The organism is Micromonospora sp. NPDC127501 (assembly GCF_040302185.1).
GTDB lineage: Bacteria > Actinomycetota > Actinomycetes > Mycobacteriales > Micromonosporaceae > Micromonospora.
On record NZ_JBEORJ010000002.1, the window covers coordinates 62,328 to 87,376 of the forward strand.

At 70.0% G+C, this 25,049-nt stretch carries 26 protein-coding genes and 1 tRNA gene; 13 read left to right on the top strand and 14 right to left on the bottom strand.

Annotated features, from left to right (window positions below; translation table 11 throughout):
- Positions 1-69: 69 nt before the first annotated feature.
- Positions 70-627, bottom strand: a complete 558-nt coding sequence (locus tag ABTW72_RS04255) for a DUF4240 domain-containing protein (protein ID WP_350854143.1) — start codon at positions 625-627, stop codon at positions 70-72.
- Between the two features lie 97 nt (positions 628-724).
- On the opposite strand from ABTW72_RS04255, the gene ABTW72_RS04260 reads away from it, so the two are divergent.
- The 5 genes from ABTW72_RS04260 (at position 725) to ABTW72_RS04280 (ending at position 6,475) form a co-directional block, all read left to right on the top strand.
- Positions 725-1,369, top strand: coding sequence for a class I SAM-dependent DNA methyltransferase (locus ABTW72_RS04260; protein ID WP_350854146.1), 645 nt, complete (start codon positions 725-727; stop codon positions 1,367-1,369).
- Positions 1,370-1,450: 81 nt separating this feature from the next.
- The gene (locus ABTW72_RS04265) at positions 1,451-2,326 is read left to right on the top strand and encodes a patatin-like phospholipase family protein (protein WP_350854149.1); all 876 of its coding nucleotides are present in this window, start codon (positions 1,451-1,453) and stop codon (positions 2,324-2,326) included.
- A 1,871-nt stretch (positions 2,327-4,197) separates the two neighbouring features.
- Positions 4,198-4,590 carry a hypothetical protein gene (locus ABTW72_RS04270; RefSeq protein WP_350854151.1) on the top strand — a complete coding sequence of 131 codons (393 nt, stop codon included), beginning with the start codon at positions 4,198-4,200 and terminating at the stop codon, positions 4,588-4,590.
- On the top strand, positions 4,590-5,201 hold the full coding sequence (locus ABTW72_RS04275; protein ID WP_350854154.1) for a tetratricopeptide repeat protein: 612 nt from the start codon (positions 4,590-4,592) through the stop codon (positions 5,199-5,201). Before ABTW72_RS04270 ends, ABTW72_RS04275 begins: the two co-directional genes overlap by 1 nt.
- A gap of 29 nt (positions 5,202-5,230) precedes the next feature.
- Entirely contained in the window at positions 5,231-6,475 is a 1,245-nt protein-coding gene (locus ABTW72_RS04280) for a glycosyltransferase (protein ID WP_350854156.1), read from the top strand.
- Between the two features lie 106 nt (positions 6,476-6,581).
- Here the strand turns inward: ABTW72_RS04280 and ABTW72_RS04285 are convergent, their stop codons facing one another.
- Entirely contained in the window at positions 6,582-6,824 is a 243-nt protein-coding gene (locus ABTW72_RS04285; RefSeq protein WP_350854159.1) for a hypothetical protein, read from the bottom strand.
- Between the two features lie 128 nt (positions 6,825-6,952).
- On the opposite strand from ABTW72_RS04285, the gene ABTW72_RS04290 reads away from it, so the two are divergent.
- Together ABTW72_RS04290 and ABTW72_RS04295 are read left to right on the top strand one after the other, a co-directional pair.
- Positions 6,953-7,171 (top strand): hypothetical protein, encoded by a 219-nt coding sequence (locus ABTW72_RS04290; protein ID WP_350854162.1) that lies wholly within the window; start codon positions 6,953-6,955, stop codon positions 7,169-7,171.
- A gap of 376 nt (positions 7,172-7,547) precedes the next feature.
- The gene (locus tag ABTW72_RS04295; RefSeq protein ID WP_350854164.1) at positions 7,548-7,850 is read left to right on the top strand and encodes a hypothetical protein; all 303 of its coding nucleotides are present in this window, start codon (positions 7,548-7,550) and stop codon (positions 7,848-7,850) included.
- 170 nt (positions 7,851-8,020) lie between these two features.
- On the opposite strand, the gene ABTW72_RS04300 is transcribed toward ABTW72_RS04295, so the two are convergent.
- Positions 8,021-8,512 carry a hypothetical protein gene (locus ABTW72_RS04300; protein ID WP_350854167.1) on the bottom strand — a complete coding sequence of 164 codons (492 nt, stop codon included), beginning with the start codon at positions 8,510-8,512 and terminating at the stop codon, positions 8,021-8,023.
- A 751-nt stretch (positions 8,513-9,263) separates the two neighbouring features.
- On the opposite strand from ABTW72_RS04300, the gene ABTW72_RS04305 reads away from it, so the two are divergent.
- The 3 genes from ABTW72_RS04305 (at position 9,264) to ABTW72_RS04315 (ending at position 11,038) form a co-directional block, all read left to right on the top strand.
- On the top strand, positions 9,264-9,524 hold the full coding sequence (locus ABTW72_RS04305; protein ID WP_350854170.1) for a tyrosine-type recombinase/integrase: 261 nt from the start codon (positions 9,264-9,266) through the stop codon (positions 9,522-9,524).
- A gap of 310 nt (positions 9,525-9,834) precedes the next feature.
- A complete protein-coding gene (locus ABTW72_RS04310; protein ID WP_350854173.1) occupies positions 9,835-10,284 on the top strand; it encodes a pyridoxamine 5'-phosphate oxidase family protein in 450 nt (149 codons plus the stop codon).
- A 103-nt stretch (positions 10,285-10,387) separates the two neighbouring features.
- Positions 10,388-11,038, top strand: coding sequence for a tyrosine-type recombinase/integrase (locus ABTW72_RS04315; protein ID WP_350854176.1), 651 nt, complete (start codon positions 10,388-10,390; stop codon positions 11,036-11,038).
- A gap of 17 nt (positions 11,039-11,055) precedes the next feature.
- Here ABTW72_RS04315 and ABTW72_RS04320 read toward each other — a convergent pair.
- Positions 11,056-11,129, bottom strand: a tRNA-Thr gene (locus ABTW72_RS04320).
- A gap of 144 nt (positions 11,130-11,273) precedes the next feature.
- Between ABTW72_RS04320 and ABTW72_RS04325 the strand changes: the two genes are divergently transcribed.
- Positions 11,274-13,028, top strand: coding sequence for a metallophosphoesterase family protein (locus ABTW72_RS04325; RefSeq protein ID WP_350854179.1), 1,755 nt, complete (start codon positions 11,274-11,276; stop codon positions 13,026-13,028).
- A gap of 150 nt (positions 13,029-13,178) precedes the next feature.
- On the opposite strand, the gene ABTW72_RS04330 is transcribed toward ABTW72_RS04325, so the two are convergent.
- From ABTW72_RS04330 to tmk, 6 genes are all read right to left on the bottom strand, one after another.
- On the bottom strand, positions 13,179-14,018 hold the full coding sequence (locus ABTW72_RS04330; RefSeq protein ID WP_350854182.1) for a PSP1 domain-containing protein: 840 nt from the start codon (positions 14,016-14,018) through the stop codon (positions 13,179-13,181).
- Between the two features lie 307 nt (positions 14,019-14,325).
- Entirely contained in the window at positions 14,326-15,006 is a 681-nt protein-coding gene (locus ABTW72_RS04335) for a hypothetical protein (RefSeq protein WP_350854185.1), read from the bottom strand.
- Entirely contained in the window at positions 15,006-15,311 is a 306-nt protein-coding gene (locus tag ABTW72_RS04340; protein WP_112725261.1) for a type VII secretion target, read from the bottom strand. The genes ABTW72_RS04335 and ABTW72_RS04340 overlap by 1 nt, the downstream gene beginning before the upstream one ends.
- Position 15,312: 1 nt before the next feature.
- Complete coding sequence (locus ABTW72_RS04345; RefSeq protein WP_007454690.1) at positions 15,313-15,642, bottom strand: YbaB/EbfC family nucleoid-associated protein; 330 nt, start codon at positions 15,640-15,642, stop codon at positions 15,313-15,315.
- Between the two features lie 122 nt (positions 15,643-15,764).
- Positions 15,765-17,027 (bottom strand): DNA polymerase III subunit delta', encoded by a 1,263-nt coding sequence (locus ABTW72_RS04350; protein ID WP_350854193.1) that lies wholly within the window; start codon positions 17,025-17,027, stop codon positions 15,765-15,767.
- Positions 17,027-19,126, bottom strand: coding sequence for a dTMP kinase (gene tmk / locus ABTW72_RS04355; RefSeq protein ID WP_350855380.1), 2,100 nt, complete (start codon positions 19,124-19,126; stop codon positions 17,027-17,029). The genes ABTW72_RS04350 and tmk overlap by 1 nt, the downstream gene beginning before the upstream one ends.
- A 307-nt stretch (positions 19,127-19,433) precedes the next feature.
- On the opposite strand from tmk, the gene ABTW72_RS04360 reads away from it, so the two are divergent.
- Entirely contained in the window at positions 19,434-20,642 is a 1,209-nt protein-coding gene (locus ABTW72_RS04360) for an amino acid deaminase/aldolase (RefSeq protein ID WP_350854196.1), read from the top strand.
- A gap of 50 nt (positions 20,643-20,692) precedes the next feature.
- Here ABTW72_RS04360 and ABTW72_RS04365 read toward each other — a convergent pair whose 3' ends face one another.
- Positions 20,693-21,298, bottom strand: a complete 606-nt coding sequence (locus ABTW72_RS04365) for a TetR/AcrR family transcriptional regulator (RefSeq protein ID WP_350854199.1) — start codon at positions 21,296-21,298, stop codon at positions 20,693-20,695.
- 226 nt (positions 21,299-21,524) lie between these two features.
- On the opposite strand from ABTW72_RS04365, the gene ABTW72_RS04370 reads away from it, so the two are divergent.
- A complete protein-coding gene (locus ABTW72_RS04370) occupies positions 21,525-22,841 on the top strand; it encodes a D-arabinono-1,4-lactone oxidase (RefSeq protein WP_350854202.1) in 1,317 nt (438 codons plus the stop codon).
- Positions 22,842-22,878: 37 nt separating this feature from the next.
- Here ABTW72_RS04370 and ABTW72_RS04375 read toward each other — a convergent pair whose 3' ends face one another.
- The 3 genes from ABTW72_RS04375 to ABTW72_RS04385 are packed head-to-tail and all read right to left on the bottom strand — an operon-like array spanning position 22,879 to position 24,901.
- Positions 22,879-23,979 (bottom strand): GDSL-type esterase/lipase family protein, encoded by a 1,101-nt coding sequence (locus ABTW72_RS04375; RefSeq protein ID WP_350854205.1) that lies wholly within the window; start codon positions 23,977-23,979, stop codon positions 22,879-22,881.
- Complete coding sequence (locus ABTW72_RS04380; RefSeq protein ID WP_350854208.1) at positions 23,976-24,275, bottom strand: hypothetical protein; 300 nt, start codon at positions 24,273-24,275, stop codon at positions 23,976-23,978. The genes ABTW72_RS04375 and ABTW72_RS04380 overlap by 4 nt, the downstream gene beginning before the upstream one ends.
- The gene (locus ABTW72_RS04385; RefSeq protein ID WP_350854211.1) at positions 24,272-24,901 is read right to left on the bottom strand and encodes a TetR/AcrR family transcriptional regulator; all 630 of its coding nucleotides are present in this window, start codon (positions 24,899-24,901) and stop codon (positions 24,272-24,274) included. The genes ABTW72_RS04380 and ABTW72_RS04385 overlap by 4 nt, the downstream gene beginning before the upstream one ends.
- Positions 24,902-25,049: the final 148 nt, after the last annotated feature.

The following is a 25,049-nucleotide window of genomic DNA, read 5'->3' on the forward strand; positions in this document are numbered from 1 at the left end:
ATCGAGCTGCCGCGACGGAGGCAGCCCCACTTCGGGCGGCACGGCCCTGACTGATTCGCCGGGCTCCGGTCAGGTCGACCAGCCGGCCGGGTTGCCGAACGACTCCCGGGAGATCCCCGAGCCGGTCTCCGGCCAGGAACCGAACCGGTCGTTGTGCAGGTGCGCGAAGAAGTAGCACATGCCTTCGCAGTCGGCGTCCAGCAGCGCCATCGCGGGGTCGGCGAGAACCGCCTCGTAGTACGACCGCCCCAGGGCCACGATGAAGCCCCGGGCGTAGAGGAAGCCGTCGTCCGACCCGTCGGTCACCTCGTGGATGTCCTCCCGATCGATGTCGTGCAGCTTGCGCTCCACCACCCGGTCGAGATCCGTCAACTCCTGCCCGGTCAGCTCGACGGTCAACTGCCCGAGGTGCTCCAGGAAGGCATCGAGCCAGGCGTCGATCGCGCAGGACGGACCGTCATCATCGTCGTCCCCGTCGTCGCCGGCAGGGTCCCGCTCGACGAGGGCCTGCCGCAGCGCCAAGGGCTCGGCGCCCAACTCGGCCCAGGCCGCCTCGATGAGTGCCCACAGCCGGGCCTCGTCGGCGGGGGTGGGCAGCGTCCCGGGGGCATCGGTGGTCACGGTCACCGCCGGACCATATCGACCACCGCCGACACTTCCGGCCGTCAGCCCCGTCGGCCCTCCACATTGACCGGTTGTCGTGCCGCTGCTCTAGCGTTGCCGGGTGGACGACGACGAGTGGTTGACAGCGACCCGCACCTCCTATGACACGGTCGCGGTCAGCTACGCGCACCTGGTCCGTGACCTCCTGGCGGAGGCACCGTACGAACGAGCAGCCCTGGCATCGTTCGCCGAGCTCGTGCAGGGTGCCGGCGGCGGGCCGGTCGCGGATGTGGGCTGCGGGACGGGTCGGATCACCGCCCACCTGCACACGCTCGGCGTCGACGCCTTCGGGATCGATCTCTCGCCCGGGATGATCGCCGTGGCCCGCCGTGACCACCCTGAGCTGAGGTTCGAGGTCGGCTCGATGACCGACCTCGATCTGGCCGACGGCTCGGTCGCCGGCCTGGTCGCCTGGTACTCCCTCATCCACATCCCTGACGACCAGATCGGCGTAGTGTTCGCGCACTTCCGGCGGGTGGTGCGCCCCGGTGGCCCCCTGCTGCTCGGCTTCCACGTGGGCGACGAGACGACCCTCAAGACCGAGGGCTACGGCGGGCACCCGATGAACGTGCGCGTCCATCGTCGGCAGCCAGCCCAGGTGGCCGCCTGGCTGCGCCAGAGCGGCTTCACTGTCGACTCGCAGACCACCGTCGCCTCGGCGGAGAGCCGGCTCGGCGGGATCCTCGTCGGACGGCGCGAGCCCTGATCGCCCGTTGTCAATCCTTCCTCGCCGCTGCTAGCTTAAACTGCGTACAGCGTTTGCAGTATCGACCGAATGAGGTGGCTGATGACGAACGACGCGCGGCCCATCTGGGTGCTCGGTGGCGGTGGAGTGGCCGGCATCGCCTGGGAAGTCGGCATCCTCACGGGGCTCGCGGACGAGGGAGTGACAGTTGCCCCGGAGGCCGTCCTCGTCGGCACCAGCTCCGGTGCCGTTGTCGGCGCTCAGCTCGCCAGCGGCACCCCACTCGAGGAACTCTTCGAGCGCCAACGCGGCGGTCTCGCCCACGAAACCTCACCCGCACCGGGCCTTCTCCACCTGCTTCGGCTCGCGCGGGCACAACTGTTCGCGCGCACCCCCGAGCAGGCCGCTCGCCGCCTCGGTCGACTCGCCCTCGCCGCACGCATCGACGACCCGTCCCGGCAGCGCCGGATAGCCGAGGCCCGACTGCCCAACCACGCCTGGCCGGACGACGTGGACCTTCGCATCGTGGTCGTCGACACCGGGACCGGCGCGAGCCGCACCATCACCCGGCACGACGGCGTCCCCCTGGTGGACGCCGTCGCGGCGAGCTGCGCCATGCCGATCTCCGCGGCCCCGGTCAGCATCGGCGACCGCCGCTACATGGACGGCGGCATGCGGTCGACCCTCAACCTCGACCTCGCCCCCGGAAACGGCCCGGTCATCGCCCTCGCGCCGAGCACCGCCGCGATCGGGCCCTGGGCGCGCATCGACAAGCAGCGAGCCGCGCTGGGAACGGGTCGCCGGGTGGAGTTGCTGCTCCGGGACCCGGCCTCCAAACGAGCGCAGGGGACCACCGTGATGGACCGCTCCGTCGCGCCCGCGCTCGTGGCGGCAGCCCGCGAGCAGGGCCGACGCGAGGCGCCCCGGGTGGCCGCCGCACTTGCGGAGACAACGCCGGGACGGGAAGCGCGAGGCTGACACCCCAGGCCTTCGCGTGCCGTCGTTCCGTACACGACAACGAGGTGGCAGCTTCCCAGCATGGGCGCCGCACCTACCGCGGGCCGCCCTGGTCCCGGACCAACCCTCGGGTCGTTTCGTTGGCGGTCAGCCACCGCCGAACGTGACGAGTCCTTAGGATCGGGGTCCGCAACGCGATGGCCAGTGCTTATGCCCTATCGCAAGTAAGTTCCGCCTTTTCCTAAATGTACCCAAGTACGGTCAAAACCCCTCTCGACCGATCAATCAGTCGAATACGCTACGACTCGCCCAACAATGACGTCAGGTGACTAGTAGGTAGCTCTGGGTGTATCCAGGGTGGCTCTGGAGGGGTCATGAGCAACAACCGACGGCCGCGGCGCAGCCGCAACCACGGCCGGACCGCTTCAGGGCTGAGCTCCGCCCTACTGGTAGTCGGAATGACGGGTGGGCCCGCAACCGCAGGGCAGCCGGTAGAAACGAAGCCGTCCGCACAGGACGTACACATCGGTACGCCTGGTCCGCTGGGCCAACACGGCGGGTGGCCGTCATCCTGGTCGACTGTCAGCCAAGACGGCGACGGACCCCACGATTCGTGGGACCAGTACCCCGACGGACAAACGGACTACGGTCCGCAGGGCTGGCAGAGCCCCTGGGGCGGTCACGACAAGGACAAGGGGGACTACCCGCACGACAAGCACGGCGCTCAAGGCCCCCAGGGCGCCCAGGGCGACGTGGGTGCTCAAGGGTCGACCGGGGCTCAAGGGTCGCAGGGCGACGCGGGCGCCCAAGGCGCCACCGGCGCCCAGGGCCCGCAAGGCGATGCGGGCGCCCAAGGCTTCCAAGGCGCCACCGGCGCTCAAGGCGTGCAGGGCGACGCGGGCGCTCAAGGCGCCACCGGCGCTCAAGGCCCACAGGGCGACGCGGGCGCACAAGGCGCTCAAGGCTTCCAAGGCGCCACCGGGACCCAAGGCCCGCAAGGCGACGCGGGCGCCCAAGGCGCCACCGGTGCCCAAGGCCCGCAAGGCGACGCGGGCGCTCAAGGCGCCACCGGTGCCCAAGGCCCGCAAGGCGACGCGGGCGCTCAAGGCGCCACCGGTGCCCAAGGCCCGCAAGGCGACGCGGGCGCCCAAGGCTTCCAAGGCGCCACCGGCGCTCAAGGCCCACAGGGCGACGCGGGCGCCCAAGGCGCCACCGGCGCTCAAGGCCCGCAAGGCGACGCGGGCGCACAAGGCGCTCAAGGCTTCCAAGGCGCCACCGGGGCTCAGGGCGACGCGGGCGCTCAGGGCCCGCAGGGCGAGGCGGGTGCTCAAAGCGCGAATGGCGCACAGGGCCCGCAAGGCGACGCGGGCGCACAAGGTGCCACCGGCGCTCAAGGCCCGCAAGGCGACGCGGGCGCTCAAGGTGCGACTGGCGCTCAGGGCCCACAGGGCGACGCGGGTGCTCAAGGCGCCCAAGGCTTCCAAGGCGCCACCGGCGCTCAGGGCGACGCGGGCGCACAAGGCGCCACCGGCGCCCAAGGCCCGCAAGGCGACGCAGGCGCCCAAGGCGCCACCGGTGCCCAAGGCCCGCAAGGCGACGCGGGCGCCCAAGGCGCCCAAGGCTTCCAAGGCTTCCAAGGCGCCACCGGCGCTCAGGGCGACGCGGGCGCACAAGGCGCCACCGGCGCCCAAGGCCCGCAAGGCGACGCAGGCGCCCAAGGCGCCACCGGCGCTCAAGGCCCACAGGGCGACGCGGGCGCACAAGGCTTCCAGGGCGCCACCGGCGCTCAGGGCGACGCAGGCGCACAAGGCGCCACCGGAACTCAAGGTTTCCAAGGCGCCCAAGGTGCGCAGGGGGCCCAGGGAGACACGGGGGCACAAGGACTTCAGGGCGTGCCAGGACCCCAGGGCGCCACGGGCGCCCAAGGCCCGCAGGGCGTGGCGGGCAACGGAATCGAGGCCGCCTACATTCAAGGCCCGCTGACCGTGATCGCAGACACCCCTGTCGATTTCGGCTGCGAGCCCGGAGACATTGCTGTCGGAACCGGCTATCAGCTCTCGGGAGCAGGCGTCAACCCGGTGCTCATCCAGCCACTCTCAAGCAGTGGCTACCAGTTCACCTTCACCGGCGGAGGCGCCGACATCTGGGTCTCCTGCATTTCACTCGCGACACCGCTGGTATTGACGGCTCCGTCCAACACGTCGGGCCGGGCGACGTCCAACAGTAGCGAGGCCAACCGGCCGAACAGCGGGTCGAACCGCCCCGTTACCGTCGAGGAGGAGTAATGAACATGCGTCAGATATTCGGGTCGCTCGCCTGCGGTGCGGTTCTGCTGACCGGAGTCACGGCATGCAGCGACAAGCCTGCTGAAAAGCCGCAGACGAACAACGCCGGCAAGACGAACGGCGGCACCGAAACTACGCCAGCGGATCTGCTCAAGCTCGGTGTCGAGCAGGGCCAGGCCGGCAACTTCGACGCGGCGAAGGCCACCTTCGAGAAGCTGCTGGACGCCGAGGCCGACAACAAGTTCGCCTGGTTCAACCTGGGCTACATCGCCCAGTCGCGCAACCAGGCCGACGAGGCGATCAGTAACTACGACAAGGCACTGGCGGCCGACGCCAACTACAAGCCGGCCCTCTACAACAAGGCCATCGCACTGGAAGGCAAGGCGCCGACGACGGCGATAGACATCTACCGCAAGGTCGTGTCGATCGACGACAAGTCGTCGACCGCCTACCTCCGACTGGGCATGTTGCTGTCCCAGTCCGGTGAGGACGCGGCAGCGCGGGACGCCTTCAAGGCGGCGATCCGTCTGGACAAGGGGCTCACCTCGGCCGTTCCCGCGAAGTACCGTACAACTCCTACCGACCGGTCTTCGACTCCGGCGGGTCGGTGATTGGCTCAATGCGCAGACCTCGCGTAACGGTGTTCACGGGGAGCAACCGCACCCGCTTCATCGACGAATGCTTCGAATCGCTCGTCGCGCAGACCTTCACCGACTGGGAATGGGTGGTCATCCTCAATCAGGGGTCGCGGTGGCGGCCCGAGAGGCACGACGATCGGATCCGGCTCATTGTCCAGGACAACCTGAACGGCGTCGGCGCAGTGAAGGGGTACGCCTGCGCCGAGGCTGCCGGTGACATCCTGGTCGAGTTGGACGACGACGACCTGCTCAGCAGCGACTGCCTGCAAGAGATCGTCGACGCCTTCGACTCCAACCCTGAGGTGGGGTTCGTCTACAGCGACACCGCGCAGATCCAGGAGGACGGCGGCCGCTCTGAAGACCGTTTCGCGAGTTCGTTCGGCTGGCGGCACTACGACGACAAGGTGGACGGCCGCGAAGTTCTGGTCTGTCGGGCGCTGCCGCCGACGCCACACAATGTGAGCTACATCTGGTACGCACCGAACCACGTACGGGCGTTCCGTCGGGACATCTACGAGAAGGTCGGCGGGTACGACGAATCGCTCGACGTTGCGGACGATGCCGATCTCATGGCTCGGATGTACCAGGTGAGCGAGTTCCATCACATTCAGAAATGCCTGTACCTCCAACGTATGCATGCCAAGAACACACAACGCATCCCAGATGTCAACGCTCGCATCCAGCAGCGCACGGTGGAGATCTACGACCGGAACATTCAACACAATGCGCTGGCCTGGTCACGTCGGCAGGGACTCCTGGCGCTCGACCTGGGCGCCGCTCACAACAAGCCGGAAGGGTATCTCGGGCTGGATTACCACGACGCATCGGGTGTGGACATCGTCTGCGACATCACGAAAGGTGTCGACCTGCCGGACGACAGCGTCGGAGTCATTCGGGCGGTGGACTTCCTGGAACACATCCCGGACAAGATCGCGCTGTTCAACGAGCTGTACCGACTGCTCGCGCCGAACGGGATGCTGTTGTCGCTGACCCCCAGCACCGACGGTCGAGGCGCCTACCAGGACCCCACGCATGTGGCGTTCTACAACGAAAATTCGTTCTGGTACTTCACGGACGCCAAGTATTCTCGGTTCGTACCTGAAATCAAATGCCGATTCCAGGCGTCGCGGCTGGTCACGTACTTCCCGAGCGAATGGCACCAGGCGCACAACATCCCGTACGTCTCCGCGAATCTCATCGCGATCAAGGATGATGCCCTGCGCAACGGCGGCCTACTGAACATATGACCACCGCGCGGGCCCTGACAGACAGAGCCCGCCACGTCGAACCGATCGCTCGGGAACGTGGATCACGACTTCACGTCGCCCACCCGCGGTCCATCGCTGACCGGGATCAGTCGTTGCGCCTGTAGTGGTACGTGCGCCCACCGATTCCCTGGGTGAAGCCTTCCGGCCACAGGTCAAGCGACAACGCGGTGTCGACGATGATGGCCATGGCGATCCCGGTCGGCTCGACAGGTGCTGCCGTACCCCCATGCGACAGGTCGTCGGGCACCCAAAGGTCTACCTGATGACCCGAACCTGCGCGCCGACGTAGTTCGTCGCACAACGCCTCAACCGACTGCGGCACGCTCATGCGCAGATGACATCACGTGCGGTGTCCGAGCACCAGGCAGCCCTCACGGCCGACTGTGGGGTCGGAACACGACGGAGGCGACGGTCCATGGATGGCCGGGTTGGACCTCCACTACGTACTGTCGTCTCGTGGTTGACACTGACGAGGCGGTCCAGATCGCGATGCGCTTCCTGGCCCGCCGCCTAGGCGACCGTCAGGACCTGCGCGAACCGCCGACCGTGCAGGGGGTGACCGTCGAGGAGGTGGTGACCGTGACCGGTGCGCGGCGTTGCCACGTTGTCAGTTTCGGATGGCCACTGCGGGTGGCTGTCGATCAGGAAACGGGCGACGCGGACATGCTGCGGTAAGAGGGCTGGGACCTACGTGGTGCCGTCCAGTGTTGCGGTGGTGGCGCCGTGATCAGCCTCAGGAAACGGCAGAAGCCCAGGCCAATGACCTGGGCTTCTGTGCCGAGCCGGACGGAATCGAACCGTCGACCTACGCATTACGAGATCAGGTTGCCCACCTCGGTCTACCTGCACGAACCGCGCTTGGCCCGCGGAACCCTTCTCGGTAGCTCTCACTCTCGACGGTCGAGACTCAAACTCTTGAGGACTGGATGAGAACTGGTGGCGGCAAGTCTGCCGTGGATGATTGCGGGCAGCACTGCGACAATCGCGGCGTGACGGATCAGGCCTCCCGCGAGCTTTCCGATCTGCTGGCGGCGACGCTTTAAGTTCGGGTGTGGATGCGATCGGTTGTCCGCCACCACCACCGGCCCGCAAGCGGCGCAATCGTGTGGCGCTGTCCGGCCCTCTTGCCAAGGTGGAGGGCGAAAAGGCGTTGGGTGGGCTACGAACGTCGCTCGCGGCGCGTTCATCCCCCGGCACCCTGCCGTGGATGTGCTGGCCAAACTTGATGCTCGAGCTCGTCGGCGTTGACCAAGCCTTGGTGGACACCGTCGGCCTCATCAAGAGCCAATCCACATCGAAGTCCCTGCAAACCCCAACTAGCCAGGGCATGCACATCCGCGGCCATGATCGGTAGATCATCTATCCGGACGTGTCACCCATGTCCCGAGACTGATCTGTCACGCACGCCTGAGACCCGACATCGCCGGCAGTCCGGCTGCCCCCTCACTGGAGATGCTTGACACTCGCGTCCCACCAGACGCTTGACATGATCGCGTCGCCAACAGTGTTGAGTCGCTAGCGTCGCTAAGCGACCGACGGCTCCCAGCGCTTCAACACAACCGGCTGCCCGGGCGGGGCGGGCCACACCTGCACCCGCAGCCGCTCCATCGTCTGTGGGGATTCGTCGGAGTCGATCCCCAAGCGTTCTGCCTCGGCCAGGTTGCTACTCGCCGCCCGGACACGAACCGGTCCCGGCGGCACCCGGAACCTCGCAGCGTCCGGCTCGTAGTCGGTGCAGCCCATGATGACGATTCGGCCTGACTGAACCTGCATACCTCCCTCGACTACATGGTCGTAGTCGGCGAGGTCGTCGGCAGGCGGGGCGTCCAGCACATCAACTCTGACGGCGACCGTAACGTTGACCGACGTGCCGAGGGCTACCGCGTCATCGACTACGGCCAGTCGGTCGACAGCAGCCTGGCCGGTCCATGCCTCGCTGAGGTCGCCCGTTGACCCCTCGTCGCTCAGGTGGATCTGGTGGTAGTCCGCGAAGAGTTCCAAGTCCAACGAATCCACGCCATCCTCCTGTGACATCGGCGGCCCGTAGTCTTGCGCATCAAGGTCGACTGTCAAGCATGCGCTGGGACGGATCCGTCAAGGATGTGGTGGGACTAGGCACGCCGGCAGTCCGGCCGCTGGCTTGCACTCCGGTGGTTGCGTGGCTGCGTCACGGGAGTGCTCACGCCAGGGACTTCCGTCAGCCTGGACGAGACGCCGCACCGACGTGGCCGCACACCTCGGGCCAAGGTGGCAACCGTGTCCAACTACCGGAATCGGGGCCAGATGCCCGAGCCCGATGCGACGGTCGCGCACCCACATGTGGCGCCCGACCCGCCTGGTGTCCTGGCACGAGAGCCGACCGCGTCCCGGAGTCGGCGGTCGTCCCAGTCAGGCCAGCACAGGCGAGAGCGAACCCGACGTCAGCTCGGGCTAAGGGTCCGAACCTCGTCCAAGTACGACAGGGCCTCCGGCTCGTTCGGGTAACGCCCCCGCAGTAGCGTCGCCAACTACCTGGAGCACATCAATAGAGACGGCAACGACTTGCGGTCACCCTCCAACGCCCGACGTCCGTGAGCGACCGCCAGCTCAAGGTCGCCTGACCGGGCAGCGACTACCCCGAGCGTGACCCGCGCCTCTGCGATGCGCGTCGGCTTACGCTCGGTGCCATCCGGGTCCGTCGACGACCGAATCACCTGCCCGGCGTACATCTCCGCTAGGCGATCCCCGCCTGCCAGCCGGTAGCAATCCATGGCGTAGAAGTCGAACTTTGCCGGATCTACGACGAAGTGATGAACGACTACCGGTCGTTCCGAGAAATCACCCGGCGGCTGGCCTACGGCAGGTCCGTCTTCACGATCTGCGGCACACGGCGGCCAGCGTCCTTCTCGCCCAGGGCGTGCCCGCCCGCGTGGTCATGGAGATCCTCGGCCACTCTCATCAGCGTCACTCTCAACATCTACGCACACGTGGCCTCCGAGGTCGCGCGGGAAGCTGCGGCACGGCTGGAAGGGGCGCTGTGGTCCGGTGAGTAGATCGGCTGCTCTCTTGGCTGCTCGCCCTAGCGGCGGCAATCAAAAGGCCCAGGTCATGATCGGCGATCAAGCCGGTGACCTGGGCCTTTCTATGGAGCCGCCTGACGGAATCGAACCGTCGACCTACGCATTACGAGATCAAGACGGGCGACCCGGCGACCTGGCCGAGTGGCCTCCTACCAGCGGAAACATCTCTCGGCACCTCTCACCACTCCCCCGCCGCCCGTCGACCTCTTGCGGACCAGATGCGGACTGCGGCGCCTCTGGGCCATCTTTCTGTCAGTGCTCGCAGCCACACTGGCAGTCATGGCTACTTGGAGGCAGTTCGAGAGTGAGGCGGCCGAGCTCGCGAGGCTGATCCGGGCACGGTTTGAGGAAGCTGAGACACACGTCCTCGCAACGCTACGGAGGGACGGGTCACCTCGCGTCAGCGGGTCAGAGGTGGCTTTTCAGGGACCGGACCTGTCGTTCGGATCGATGCTCAACGCGGTCAAGGCGCGCGATCTTCAACGCGACGGTCGGTGTGCGATCCATGCTCACCCCGCCAAAGGCGGTGATGCCAAGGTCGCCGGACTGGCGATTGAGGTAACCGGCAGCGAGAAGGCCACCTACACCTCGGGTGGCGAGCCGCCGGGCGGGTTCCACGCCTTCCGCTTGGAGCTTGAAGAAGCGGTGTTTACGTCGGTCGAGGCCGATGAACTAGTCGTAAGGTCTTGGCGTCCTGGCCAGGCAGTGAGAACCGTCAGGCGCAAGTAATCTACGCCTCGCCTCTGTTCAGCGGATCTCCTCGTCGGGCAGTCGCCAGACCGTCCAGCCTCCCCGGACGGGGACAAGGTGGAGCGCCCCACCGGAAGAACCGGTGTTCCTCGACCACGACCAGGTGGCGATGCTCGCGGAGGCGTGCGGTCGGTACGGTCTGCTCGTGCGGTTTCTGGCCTACACCGGGCTGCGGTGGGGCGAGGCGTCGGCGCTGCGGGTGTCCCGGCTGGATCTGCTGCGGCGTCGGGTGACCGTGGCGGTGGCCTTCGCGGAGGTCGGCGGCGAGCTGGTGGAGGGCACGCCGAAGAACCACCAGCGCCGGTCGGTGCCGATCCCGCGATTCCTCGTCGACGAGCTGGCGGCACACGTCGCCGGGAAGCGGCGCGAGGATCTGGTGTTCACCGCTCCGCACGGTGGGCCGCTGCGCAACACCAACTTCCGTTCGCGGATCTTCGCGCCGGCTGCTGCGTCGGTCGGCCTGGACGGGTTGACTCCCCACGACCTGCGGCACACGGCGGCGAGTCTGGCCGTGGCGGCGGGCGCCAACGTCAAGGCGGTGCAGCGGATGCTCGGGCACGCCTCGGCGTCGATGACCCTGGACGTGTACGCGGGCCTCTTCGGTGACGACCTGGACGCGGTCGCCAATTGGCTGGACGAGGCGGTCGCGGCGCGGGATGCGGACTATTTGCGGACTGGCACGGTCGGCGGCGGTGTCGTCGACCTTGGGAAACGGCGAAGCCCAGGCCGATGACCTGGGCTTCTGTACCGAGCCGCCTGACGGAATCGAACCGTCGACCTACGCATTACGAGTGCGTCGCTCTAGCCGACTGAGCTAAGGCGGCAACGATCAGCAAGTGTACGGCACCCCGGCGGCACCGACCGAACGGGATACCCCCGTCGCGCCCGCCAGCACCAACCGGACATCGTCCGCCATCTGGACGCTTACCGGACAGCGGATGATCGGGTCCGGCACTACGCTGCGGCGGGTGAGCGACGAACGCGACCATCCCGAACGTCAGGTCGAGCCCACCGAACGCCCTGACCGTGCGCCGGCCGGTGAACGCGCCGCCCATCGGCCGCGTAGCACCGACCCGCTGGAGCTGGGTTTCACACCGCGCAAGCCGGTGCCGTGGCTGGCGCCGTTCCTGTTGATCAGCACCGGCATCCGGACGCTGCTGGCGGTGCTCTTCGGGGCGTACCTTGACAAGCGCGAGTTGCAGAACGCGTTCGGCGACGGCGTCTTCCACCAGGTCGGGCCGGACGGCGGGCTGTGGCTCGACTACGTGGCCGACCTGGGTGACGGCTTCAACGCCACCTACTCGGTGGCGTACCTGCTGGCGCAACCCGAGCTGACCGTCGACGGGCACCGCCTGCCCCGGGCGCAGACCCTCGTGATGGGCGGCGACCAGGTGTACCCGTCGGCGGCCTACGCCGCGTACGAGGACCGGTGCAAGGGCCCCTACCAGGCCGCCCTGCCGGTTGCGCCGGCCGAGAAGCCGACGCTCTTCGCGGTGCCGGGCAACCACGACTGGTACGACGGTCTCACCGCTTTCCTGCGGTTGTTCGTCCGCTCCCGGGACCGCAACTTCGCTGGCTGGGGCACCGGGCAGTCCCGCTCGTACTTTGCTGTGGAGTTGCCGGCCGACTGGTGGTTGCTCGGCGTGGACGACCAGTCCGGCTCGTACCTGGACGACCCGCAGCTGGCCTACTTCGACGAGGTGGCCCGGCGGCTCGGGCCGGAGTCCAAGGTGATCATCGCGGCGCCGGCGCCGACCTGGGTCAAGGCCGCCGACAACCCCACGGCGTACGACTCGATCGACTACTTCATCCGCACGATCATCGATCCGACCGGGGCGCGGGTGCGACTGTTGCTCTCGGGCGACCTGCACCACTATGCCCGCTACTCCGGGCCGGACCGGGAGTTGATCACCTGCGGTGGTGGAGGGGCGTACCTCTACCCCACGCACAAGCTGCCAGAGCGCATCGAGGTGCCACCGCGGGACACGCTGGCCCGCAAGGCCAGCTCCGCCCAGCCGTACGACCTGGTGGCCCGTTACCCGGACGCCGCGCGGTCGCGCCGCTACGGCTGGGGCATCTTCCCCCGGTTGCCGTTGCGCAATCCCGGCTTCACCACGTTGCTCGGCACCCTGCACACCCTGCTGATGCTGGCCATGGCCGGTGCGACGGCGAACTGGGCCGACAGCACCAACCAGCGGCTGTTCAGCGTCCCGCTGGTGGTGATGGTGCTCGTGACGGTGATCGCGGCGGCCCTGTTCGCCAAGCCGCCGAGCGCGAGCGGCAAACGCCACGCGCGGCACTGGATCCTCGGCGTCGGCCACGGCGTGGCGCAGGTGGCCCTGGGCGCCGCCGGCACCTGGGTCTGGTTGGCGCTGCCGTTCTACGACTGGCCGTGGCCGCTGCCGGCGGTCGCCGCGGCGGTGCTCTACGGCCCGGTGATCGGTCTGGTCGCCAGCCAACTCGTCGCGGCGTACCTGCTGGTGGCCGGCTCCTTCGGAGTGAACGTCAATGAACTCTTCGCCGGCCAGGGCATCGAGGATTCCAAGTCGTTCCTGCGGCTGCGCATCGACCCGGACGGCACGTTGACCATCTACCCGTTGGGGGTGGACCGGGTCGCCCGCGACTGGCAGGTGAACCCCGACCAGTCCCCCACCCAAAGTTGGCTGATCCCCAAGTCCCCCCTGACCCCCCACCTAACCGAACCCCCCACAGTCCTCCACTAACCCACCCACCCCACGCACCCCCTGACCACAAAGTTGATCAAGAAGTTTGCGTCACGACGGACCCGATTCCTGACGCAAACTTCTTGATCAACTGGACTGGGCGGCGGAGGGAGGGAGGGCGCCGGGGGGAAGGGGGAAGGGCGGGCGGGGTTAGGGGGTGTAGTGCTGGTCGTGGGCTTGGCGGGGGGCGCAGACGGAGGCTCGGGAGCAGGAGCAGCGGGAGCCGTCGGCGTCCAGGCGTACGGTCACCGCGTCGCGGGGGACGCTGTGGCCGACGACCCGGCCGTCACCCTCGGGGGTGGAGACCCGGCTGCCGACCGCCGGGGCGGTCTCCTGAAAGCGCTGGTACAGCGGGTGCTCGTACTTGAGGCAGCACATCAGCCGGCCGCACGCGCCGGAGATGCGCAACGGGTTGAGCGGTAGGTCCTGGTCCTTCGCCATCCGGATGGTCACCGGCTCGAAGTCGGTGAGGAACGTGGCGCAGCACAGGTCCCGACCGCAGGAGCCGATGCCGCCCTGCACCCGTGCGGAGTCGCGTGCGGAGAGCTGGCGCAACTCCACCCGACAGTGCAGGGTCGCGCCCAGGTCGCGGACCAGGGACCGGAAGTCCACCCGGTGCGGGGCGGTGAAGTACACGGTGCTGCGCTCACCGCCGCTCTCGGCGGAGCCGAGCACATGGTCGACCGCCACCACCTTCATCGGCAGGCCGTGCGCGCGGATCAGCCGTTTCGCGGCCACCTTCGCCTCGGCCTTGCGCCGACGCAACGCCTCGTCCCGGAGGAGGTCGTCGTCACCGGCCAGCCCGACCAGGCGGGGGAAGCCGTCGGTGTCCTCGGTCACCCACTGGGCGGCCCACACGCACTCCGCCACCTCGGGCCCGTCATCGGTGGGCACCAGCACCCGGTCGCCCACCTGCGGACGTAACTCGCCCGGGTCGAGGTAGTAGAGCCGCCCGTACCGGTTGAAGCTGACCGCGCAGAGCATGCCCATCCCCCCACCCTACGACGGGTCACGGCGCAAGGCGCACCGGCCGGTTACGTCCCGCTGCCATTCATGACGGTCGACTTGACCTATTGCCGGGCGTCCCGTCGTGCCGTTGCTGCTCGCCCGGACGGTTGAATCCGGGGCCGGGCAGGAGACAAGACGGGCCTCGGCGGCGTTGAGTGGAGGCAGACCTGCGGGGGGTGCAGGGGGAAGACCACGGCGTCGCCGTGGGCGCCGGCTCAGGTCAGGCGCCCGCGAGCGACGCCGTGGCCTGTCCGGGGCGACACCGCCACGGCCGGAGGGCCGGGCTCGGTTACCAGCCGACCCGGGTGGGCTGGTCGTAGCGGGGTCGTCCGTCCGTTGGCGGACGCCACGCGGTCTCGGCCAGGCTCGGCGCCCACTGGCGCAGCAGCGTCTCCGCACCGTCGTACGCGACGCAGAGCACCGCCAGCACCCGTGCGGCGATCTCGGCGGCGTCGGCCACACCGGGCCCGACCGGCCCGGGGCGCGTCGACGCACCGGTGGCGGTGGAGGCGACCACGGCGACCGCTTCGGCCGAGCGGAGCACGTCGGCGAGGGTGCGGGCCAGTGCGAGTCGGCTGCCCTCCACCCAGTCGGCGAGGGCGTCGGCGTAACCGGCGGTGGATTCGAGTCGCCCGACCAGGCTGTCCGGCCCCTCGTCGAGGTGGCGCAGCAGCGCCGCCCGCTGTTGCCCGTACGCCGTGGCGGCCGGACCGGACCAGAGCACCGAGTCGGTGAGCGCGGCGGAGACGTCGTCGTACCCCCGGACGAGCCGGCGCACCGCGTGGCCGGCGCTGGCGAGCGGCACCGGGTGCAGGTCGAGGAAGCCGCGGACCGCGTCGCCCGGCAGCACCTGCATGCGGCGCAGCAGCGGCCAGACCCGGTGCCCCTCGGGGACGCCGGCCGCTATCAGCCTGTCCACCCGGCGGAGCAGGTCGAGGCCGGGCTCGGCGAGCCGGTCCAGCGCGTCCATCACGGTTCCCCGGTGAGCCGGCGGCGGGCCGCCCGGTCGACCTCGGCGTAGCGGTCGGCGGCCTCCCGCACGGCCGCTGCGGCGGCGGCCAGTCGACCGGCAGCGGCGCGGGCCTCCCGGGCCCGGTCGTCGGTGGCGGTGGTCCACTGCCGGTGCAGCGCCCGACCGATCTCGCCCGGGCGGCCCGGTGCGTCGGCGCCGAACGCGGCCTGGGCCGGATCGCTGGCGGTGACGGTGTGCGAAACGACGGTGAGCGTGGCGCTCGCCTCGTCCAGTCGGGCGGAGAGCGCGCGCAGTGTGTCCATCTCAGGCCCCCGCGAGCGGTCGGTAGGCGGCGAACGTCTCGTTGTGCAGCTTTTCCCGGGCCCATTCGGCGGCGTCGGCCGCCGCGGTGACCGCGGCCTGCACGGAACCGGCAACGTCGCGCGGGCTGCGGGTGTGCAGCGGCCCGAGGAACCGGACGTCGGTGATCCGTCCACCGGCAGTGACCACCACCTCGACCAGGCCGTCCGGCGAGCGGACGGTCACCTCGACGGTCGACACCGCCTGGTCGAACTCGGCCTGGAGGGACTCGATCCGGCGGTAGCGTCGCACCGCCTCCTCGATCCAGGCTTCGTCGATCTCCCCCCGCGGCATCGGCCGACTCCTCCCGGGTGATCCATCACTCAGTGTGGTGCCACCGTCACCACGGCACAGGGACCGTACCGCACCGCAATCGGGCCTGTCGATGCCTGTGGACAACGGCCGGAAAGTGCGCGTCAGCCCTTCCAGAGGGCGAGCATCATCGCCTCGACCGCGATCCGCGGCTTGACGTTCGCCTCGATCGCCGCACGGCAGGCGAGCACGGCCTCCAACCGGCGCAGCGCCCCCTCGGCGTCCCACTTCTGCGCGCCGGCGCCGGCCAGCGTGGCCGTGTCGGTGTGCACCGGAGCGACGGGTGCGCTCAGCGCCATGGTGAGCGCGTCCCGGTAGAAGCCCGCGAGGTCGACCAGCGCCCGGTCCAGAGCGTCGCGCTGGGCCCGGGTGGCCCGGGACTTCTGCCGCTTCTCCAGCTCCTTGAGCTGCCCGGCAGCGCCTCGCATGGCGCCGGCCGCGCCCCGGCCGGTGCCGCCCGCGCCGAGCGCGGTCTCCAGTGCCGCCCGCTCGGTCGTGTCGGCCTCGGTGACCGACGCCTCGGCCTCCGCCTCGGCCGCCTCGATCAGCGCCGACGCCGCGTCGAACGCCGCGCCGACACCGGTCAACCGGCGGGGCACCGCGAGCACCGCCTCACGTCGTTTGCGGGCCTCCGGGTCGCGGGCCAGCCGGCGGGCCCGTCCCACGTGGCCCTGCGCGGCCGCCGCCGCCCACTGCGCCACGTCGGGGGCGATGCCGTCCCGACGAACCAGCACCTCGGCCACCGCGGCGGCCGGCGGCTGCCGCAGGGGTACGACCCGACAGCGCGACCGGATGGTCACCGAGATGTCGTCCGGGTGGGTGGACGGGGCGCAGAGCAGGAAGACCGTCCGCGGTGGGGGTTCCTCGATCGCCTTGAGCAGCGCGTTGCCGGCGGCCTCGGTGAGTCGGTCGGCGTCCTCGACGACCACCACCTGCCAGCGCCCGCCGGAGGGTGTGCTGGCAGCGCGGAGCACCAGCGCGCGCATCTCGCCGACGCCGATGGAGAGCCCTTCCGGCACCACCATCCGCACGTCGGCGTGGCTGCCGCCCATGGTGGTGTGGCAGCCGGGGCACTCACCGCAGCCGGTGCCGTGCACGCACTGGAGTGCGGCGGCGAACGCCCGTGCGGCGACCGAGCGGCCGGAGCCGGGTGGCCCGGTGAAGATCCACGCGTGGGTCATCCCGGCGGCCGGGTCCAGCCCGCCGGTCGCGGCGTCGTCGGCCGCGGACTCGTTACCGCTGGCCGGGCCGGCGGTGACCAACGCGGCCGCGCCAGCACGCAGCACGGCGGCTGCCGCGGCTGCGGCGCGCCGCAGTTCGACCACCGCCTCGTCCTGACCGACCAGGTCGGCGAAGACGTCCGGCATCAGGTCTTGTGCTCCATCGTCACCAGCTCCGCGTCGGATAACTCAGGCTGCACCGAGGTGTCCGGGCCCTGCGCCGGCCGCGGGTGCACGATGCCGCCCGGCTTGCCGAGCATCTCCTCGACCCGCCGGACCACCAGCCCGGTGATCTCGTCGGCCGGCCGGGACGCGTCGAGCACCAGGTAGCGCTTCGGGTCGGCGGCGGCGAGGTCGAGGAACGCGTACCGGACACGCTCGTGGAAGGCGACCGACTCGGCCTCCAGCCGGTCGGTGCCGGTGTTGCGCGAGGCCACCCGGGACAGGCCGGTGCGCGGTTCGACGTCCAGCAGCACCACCAGGTCGGGCTTGAGCCCACCGGTGGCCCACGAGGAGAGCCAGGAGACCTCGTCGACGGGCAGCGTCCGGCCGGCGCCCTGATACGCCAGGGAGGAGTCGACGTACCGGTCACTGATCACCACGCCGCCCCGGACCAGCGCGGGCCGGACGACGGTGGCCACGTGGTGCGCGCGGTCGGCGGCGTAGAGCAGCGCCTCGGCGCGGGGAGAGGGCGCGTCGTCGCCGGAGGTGTCCAGCACCAGCGACCGGATTCGCCGGCCGACGCCGGTGGCCCCCGGCTCGCGGGTGACCACGACGTCTCGACCGTGGCCGCGCAGCCGCTCGGAGAGCGCGGTGAGCTGGGTGGACTTCCCAGCACCCTCGCCGCCCTCGAAGACCACGAAGAGCCCGGCGGAGACGAACGGCTCGGAGGGCATCAGCGGACGGCCCCGGATGGAGCCCCACAGGTCGGCGAGGACCGGTACGCCCTTCTTGTCGTCCATCTGGCCGAACGCGCTGATCCCGGCGAAGATGCCGGCGGCACCGGCGGCGAGCAGCAGCAGTCGGGTGGAGGAGACGGAGATGCCGAGATCGGCGATCTCCAGCTTGCGCGAGCCGCCGACACCGACCAACACGCTGCTCAGCCCGATGGCCAGGATCAGCACCAGCCGGGTGCCGATCTGCACCACCGCGAAGACCCGGCCGCGCACCTCGTCGGCCACCTCCCCACCCAGCAGGGTGGTGCCGGCCAGGAAGGCCATCCCGGCGCCGGCGCCGACCAGCACCGCGCCGACGATCGCCATGGACAGGTGGATGGCGAAGGCGAGGGTCATCACGGCGGCGCTGGCCAGCACGATGCTCATGCCGAACCAGCGACGCCGCGACATCTCCTTGACGACCATCGGACCGAGCCCGATGCCGAGCGCCAGACCGACGAAGATCGCGCCGAAGAGCAGTGAGAACGCGGCGTCACCGGCGCCCAGCGAGTTGGCGAAGAACTTGGCCGTACCGACCACGATGCCGCCACCGGCGAACGCGCCGAAGATGCCCAGCACCAGGCCGCGGACGAGCGGGGTCTGACCGATGTACTTCCAGCCCTCGGAGAACTGCCGGAACATGCTCTGTTCGGCACGCTCCGCCTCGCCGCGCTGCGCCTCGCTGATCTCCTTGATCCCGAACGCCACCACCAGTGCGGTGGCGAGCCGGGAGAAGGAGTTGAACCAGAGTGCGAGCTGGGCCGGCTCGGCCCAGGAGGGCAGCTCGCCGCCGACGGCACCACGGACGCCACGGTCGAGCACGGCGAGGCCGATGGCCGCGGCCACCGGGGTGAGGCCGTACGTGGTGATCAGGGTGAGCTGGTTGGCCGCTTCCAGCCGGGCCCGCGGGATCAGGTTGGGAACCGCGGCCTCCTTGGCCGGGATCCAGAGCAGGGTGAGCGACTCGATCAGGAAGGTGGCGATCAGCGCCCAGCCGACCACCAGGCCGCCGGCGGCGCCGCTGAGGGCGTAGAGCGGAATGGAGGCGAAGAGCACGAAGCGCAGCAGGTCACAGATGACCATCGTCCAGCGCCGGTCGAACCGGTCGGCGAAGACGCCGGCCACCGGGCCGAGCACCAGCGCGGGCAGCAGCCGGATCGCGGTGACCCCGCCGAACGCGGCGCCCTGGGCGGTGCTGCCCTGCACCTGCGAGGCGGCGAAGAGGGCGGTGGCCAGCAGGCCGAGCCAGTCACCGAAGGAGGCGGCGCCGAGCACGATCCAGAGCCGGCGGAACGGCCGGATGCGCAGCACGGACCGGATCGCGGCATAACCGGACGGATCGACCTGACCGCCGCTGGGCTGCTTGGCGGCGTTGTCCGACTGGTCACCCGGGCGCGACACGCCGGGCGACTCGCCGCTGTTCTGGCTTTCGATGGCCGTACCTCCACGTGCCGGCCCATCGCTGGGCACCTCCGGTGCAACACTCTAGACCCGGTGGGGGCCACCCCCCGGGCGACATTCTCCTGCTCGCTGAGCCTAGGCCGCCGGAGCTACCGACCGCAGCCCGGACGTACGCGAGGGTATTTCGCATTTTCCGTCAGACAGTTAGCGTGCACACGTGGCCATCGAAAGCGACAAACTTCGCGAGCGCCTGGATCGGGCGACTGCCCACCTCGACCCCCCGTACGCGGTGGTCGACCTCACCGCCTTCGACGCCAATTCGGTCGCCCTGGCCGATCGCGCCGCGGGAAAACCGGTCCGCCTCGCCAGCAAGTCGGTCCGCAGCCGGGAGTTGATCAGTCGGGCCCTCGCGCGGCCCGGCTGGCATGGCGTGATGGCGTTCACAGTGCCCGAGGCGATCTGGCTGGTCCGCGCCGGCGTCAGCGACGACGTGCTGGTCGCGTACCCGAGCGCGGACCGGGCCGCCCTCGCCGAGCTGGGCGCCGACCCGACGCTCGCCGCCGCGATCACCCTGATGATCGACGGCACCGGCCAACTCGACCTCATCGACGCCGTCACGGCACCTGGGCAGCGCGCCGAGCTACGGCTCTGCCTGGATCTGGACGCCTCCTGGCGACCGCTGCGCGGTCGGGTGCACGTCGGCGTCCGCCGCTCACCGGTGCACAGCGCTCGGGCGGCCGGCGCGCTCGCCGCCGCCGTCGCCGGTCGGCCCGGCTTCCGGCTGGTCGGGCTGATGTCGTACGAGGCGCAGATCGCCGGCCTGGGTGACGCGCCGCCGGGCAAGACGCTGCTGGCGGGCGCGATCAGGCTGGCCCAGCGCGGGTCGTACCGCGAGTTGCTGGCCCGCCGTGGCGCGGCGGTCGCAGCGGTACGCGAGCACGCCGACCTGGAGTTCGTCAACGGCGGTGGCACCGGCAGTGTGGCCGCGACCAGCGCCGATCCCGCGGTAACCGAGATCACCGCGGGATCGGGCCTGTACGGGCCGACGCTGTTCGACGCGTACCGCGCCTGGCGGCCCACCCCTGCGGCGTTCTTCGCCTGCGCGGTGGTCCGCCGACCGACGCCGGAGCTGGCGACGGTGCTCGGCGGTGGCTGGATCGCCTCCGGCCCGGCCGCCGACAGTCGACTGCCCCGACCGTGGCTACCGGCGGGGCTGAAGCTGGTCGGCACCGAGGGCGCCGGCGAGGTGCAGACCCCGCTGTCCGGAGCGGCGGCGGCCGGGCTGAACGTCGGCGACCGGGTGTGGTTCCGGCACGCCAAGGCAGGCGAGCTGTGTGAGCGGGTCAACGAACTGCACCTGATCGAGGGGGACGCGGTGGTGGCGACGGTCCCCACCTACCGGGGTGAGGGACAGGCGTTCCTCTGAGACCGGACAGCCGCCCTCACCGCCGGTCGGGGCCCGCGCCCCACGCCGGCTCAGGCCGGTTGGGGCGCCTCAGCATGCTTGCCGACGGTGGCTCGGCCGGTGTCCGGGCCGTCCACCTGGCGGTGCAGGTACTCCCGGATCAACGCCTTCGCCTCCAGCAGCACCCGCTCGTCGCCCTCGGGCTTCCGGCGGAAGGCGAGCTTGATCAGCGCGTCCGCCGCCTCGACCGCGATCTCCAGCACGAAGCGCAGCTTGGGCACGTCGGTGAGCCCGAAACGCTCGGTGAGCACCCGGGCCAACTGGTCGGCGATCACGCCGTTGTTGTCCCGTTGCTCGTCGAGCAGGTGCAGGTCGACCACGTCGCCGAAGTGCAGGGTACGGAAGCCGGGGACGGTGCGGTGCATCGTGATGTACTCGTCGATGCCCGCGTCGACGCCGTCCCACCAGTGGGTCATCTCGTCGGAGGCGAACCGCTCGTCGAGGCGCTGGAGGTAGGACTCCATGGTCCGCAGGGTCAACGCCTGCACGATCGCCCGCTTGTCCGGAAAGAACTGGTAGACCGACCCGATCGCCACCTCGGCCCGCTCGGCGAGCAGGGTGGTGGTCAGCCCCTCGTACCCCACCTCGTCGACGAGTTCGGCGCAGGCATCCAACATGCGCTGTACCCGCGCGACACTTCGACCTTGCACCGGTACGCGGCGCAGCGGCCCGGTCGTGGCGGCTGGTGTGGACACTCTGCGCCACCCCCCTTCGACGGATGAACATATCTCCACGTCACGAGTCCGTGACTACCGGTACAACGAGCGGATCGCAATTGCGGTATTTACCAGCTAGAACGTTCCTGATATGAAGTCAGTTCATATTCATGAATGAGGAGCGCGCATGGTCCGCACCGCACCGCTCGGGGCTGGATGGTCCAACTGGGCCGGGAACCAGCGTGGCAGCGCCAGCACGATCCTGCGCCCCGGCTCGCCGACCGATGTCGCAGAAGCCGTCCGATCTGCCGCCGCCGACGGCGGTCGGATCCGGGTGACGGGCAGCGGCCACTCGTTCACCGCCGTCGCGCTCGCCGACGACCGTCGGATGGATTTGTCCGACCTGGACACCATGGTCAGCGTAGACGTCGCACACCGACTGGTCACCGTGCCGGCGGGCATGACCCTGCACGCGCTCAACGGCCTGCTCGCCCGGCACGGTCTCGCACTGCCCAATCTCGGCGACATCGACGCACAGACCGTCGCCGGGGCGATCTCCACCGGCACCCACGGCACCGGAGCCGGGTACGGGTGCCTCTCCACCTTCGTCGAGGCGATCACAGTGGTCACCGGCACCGGCGAGGTGCTGCGCTGCTCCGCCGACGAGCATCCCGACGTCCTCGCCGCCGCCCGGGTGTCACTCGGCGCGCTCGGCGTCCTGGTCGAGGTGACCCTGCGCTGCGTGGACGCCTTCGTCCTGCGCGCCCACGAACGACCGGCCGAACTGGCCGACGTGCTCGGCGAACTGCCCGAGCTGATCGGCCGGCACGACCACGTCGAGTTCTACTGGTTTCCGTACACCTCCCGGGTCCAGGTCAAGGCCAACGACCGGGTGCCCGCCAACGACCGGCCGCTGTCCCGCTGGCGCGGCTGGGTGGACGACGACTTCCTGTCCAACCGGGTGTTCGCCGGCGCCTGCCGACTGGGCCGGGCCGTGCCCGCGCTGGCCCCGGGGATCAGCGCGGTCTCCGCCCGCGCGCTCACCGAACGCCAGTACACCGGCCGCTCCGACCGGGTCTTCTGCACGCCGCGCCGGGTCCGCTTCGTGGAGATGGAGTACGGCCTGCCCCGCGAAGCGTTGCCCGAGGCGCTCGCCGCGCTCCAGCGGATCGTGGACGGCCTGCCGTTCAAGGTGCTCTTCCCGGTGGAGGTGCGATTCACCGCCGCCGACGACATCTGGCTGTCGCACGGCTACGGCCGGGACAACGCCTACATCGCCGTGCACCAGTACGTCGGCATGCCGTACGAGCCGTACTTCCGGGCCTTCGAGCAGGTGGCCGCCGGGCTGGGCGGTCGCCCGCACTGGGGCAAGCTGCACTACCGCGACGCCGCCTCGTTGGCCACGGCGTACCCCCGCTTCGCGGACTTCCAGGCCGTCCGCGACCGGCTCGACCCCCACCGCGTCTTCACCAACGCCCACCTGAACCACGTCCTCGGGGTCTGACGGCTCCCGTCGGTACGCGCCATCGCGGTGACCGGCGCTAGAGCGCGAGGTCGTCCAGGTTCACCACGTTGGCCATCGCCTCCGCGCCCCTGTCGTTCAGGTGCATGCCGTCGCCGCTGTCCAGCGCCGGGTGGATGTGGTCGGGGGCGTGCGGGTCCGCGACAGCGCTCGCCACGTCGAAGACGGCGTCGAAGGCGTCCGTCGTACGGATCCAGTCGTTCACCTCGCGTCGGGTGGCGAGGCCCGCCGGGGTGCTGATCTCCGGGCCGGCGCCCGCGAACGGGCCGATGGTGGCGGCGACGATTCGCAGACCGGCGTCGTGGGCGCGGCCGGCCAGCGCACGGAAGCCCTCGACGAGGGCGTCGGCGGTGACGGGCGGCTCGCCCAACATGACCGGAAGACCGAGGTCGTTGATACCGAAGTGGACCAGGACGTGGGTCAGGGCGGGGATGGAGAGAACGTCGCGGTCGAAGCGCGCCAGCGCGTGATCGCCGACGCCGTCGCGCAGGAGACGGTTCCCGGCGATGCCCTGGTTGACGACCCACCCACGCTTGAGACGCCGGTTGAGGACGTCGACCGAGCGACGATTCGCGCTCGTCGTGGTGCCGACCCCTTCGAACCAGGAGTCGCCGAAGGCCACGGCGACCGCGGTGTCCCGGGGGGCGAGCACGTCGACGCCCGCGAGGTAGAACCTGGCCTCGACCTGCTCAGCCCCCATCAGTACGGGCGACGTGACGTGGTTGCCGTCGGCTATCCGGGCGACTTCGGCCGGCTTGTGCGAATGGGTGGCCAGACCGGTCGGCTCCGGAAGATAGAGGCTCAGCACCAGATCCGTGCCGGCCGCGACGGGGATGTCCACCGGGTCGCTGACGGCCTCCTCACCCGCCGGGATGACGTGACGCTCCACGCCGTCGACGGTGAGGGCGACCCGCTGGCCACCGACGGCGACCGTGGCAGCCGCGATGGTCAACGGAGTGCGGCCGTAGCGGTTCGTCAGCCGTACCCGGAAGGCCTCCCCGCCGCCGGCCAGGTGCAGCACCTGACGAACGGTCTGGTCGGCGAAGCTACGGGGTTCGCTGAACTGGAGCCGCTCGTACGGACTGAGCACCCCGGTACGGAAACCGGCGGTCCAGATCATGGCTGGTCCGGGTCGGTCGTGGTGCCCTCCTCCATGCTGATCACCGACTCGATCAGGGAGAAGAAGGTCTGGATGCCGGGCAGGTTGGCGCCCCGGCGGCGGGATTCGGCGTAGTCCTCGGACGAGCCCCAGAAGACGATGTCCAGCCACTCGTCGGCCGGCAGCTGGATCAGTCGCGCGCCGAGGAAGCCGGCACGGTCGGCCTGGAAGTCGCGCAGCATCCCCGGCCTCGCGGCCAGCAGGGCGTCCGTGCGCTCGGCGGGGACGCGGAAACGGGTGATTTCGACGGTGGTCATCGTGCCTCGATCCGTTCGGGTGCTGACTCGGAGTCGTTGACGCCCAGCATCAGCCGGAGCTGGGTCAGGAGAACATCGCGGAAATCCGCGGGTGCCGGGGTGGGGTGGTGCTGGACGCGGGAGATGATCAGACCGGCCAGTGCCGAGAGCAGGAGGTCCGTCACGGCCTCGGCGTCGTGGGCCAGCGTGAACGCACCCTGGGCAGCGCCTTCCCGGACGGCGGCCAGGAAGGGCGCCCGGTACCGCTCCTGCACAGTGGCGCTGTAGTCGCGCAGCTCGTCGTCACGCATGGCGGAGCGCCAGAACTCCACCAGCACCTGCCGGGTGCTCTCCGAGTTGTGCAGGCTCCGGTCGACCAACGCGACGAGTCGTCGCCACGGATCGGGCTCGGCGGCGGAGACGGCCCGCAGGGCCTCCACCTCCCGGTCGGTGAACACCTGCATGGCCTCGATGATCATGTCTTCGCGGGAGCCGAAGTAGGTCTGCAGGGTGCTGATCGCGACGCCGCCGGCCACGGACACGTCGGTGAAGCGGGTGTTCTCGTACCCGCGGGTGGCCAGCACGCCCGCCACGGCGTCGAGAACGGCATCCCGCTTCCCACCGCCCGCGCGCCTCTTGCGGGTCATCTCGACCTCGGCGGGCGCGGCTTTCGGATCGTCGGCATGGCCATACGGTACGACGGTACCGGCGAAATCGCGAAGGCAGCACCCTCTCGCATGACCCGAAACACCATAAAAAGAGCTTGGACAGTTCCCGTTCGGGCGGAACGGGAAC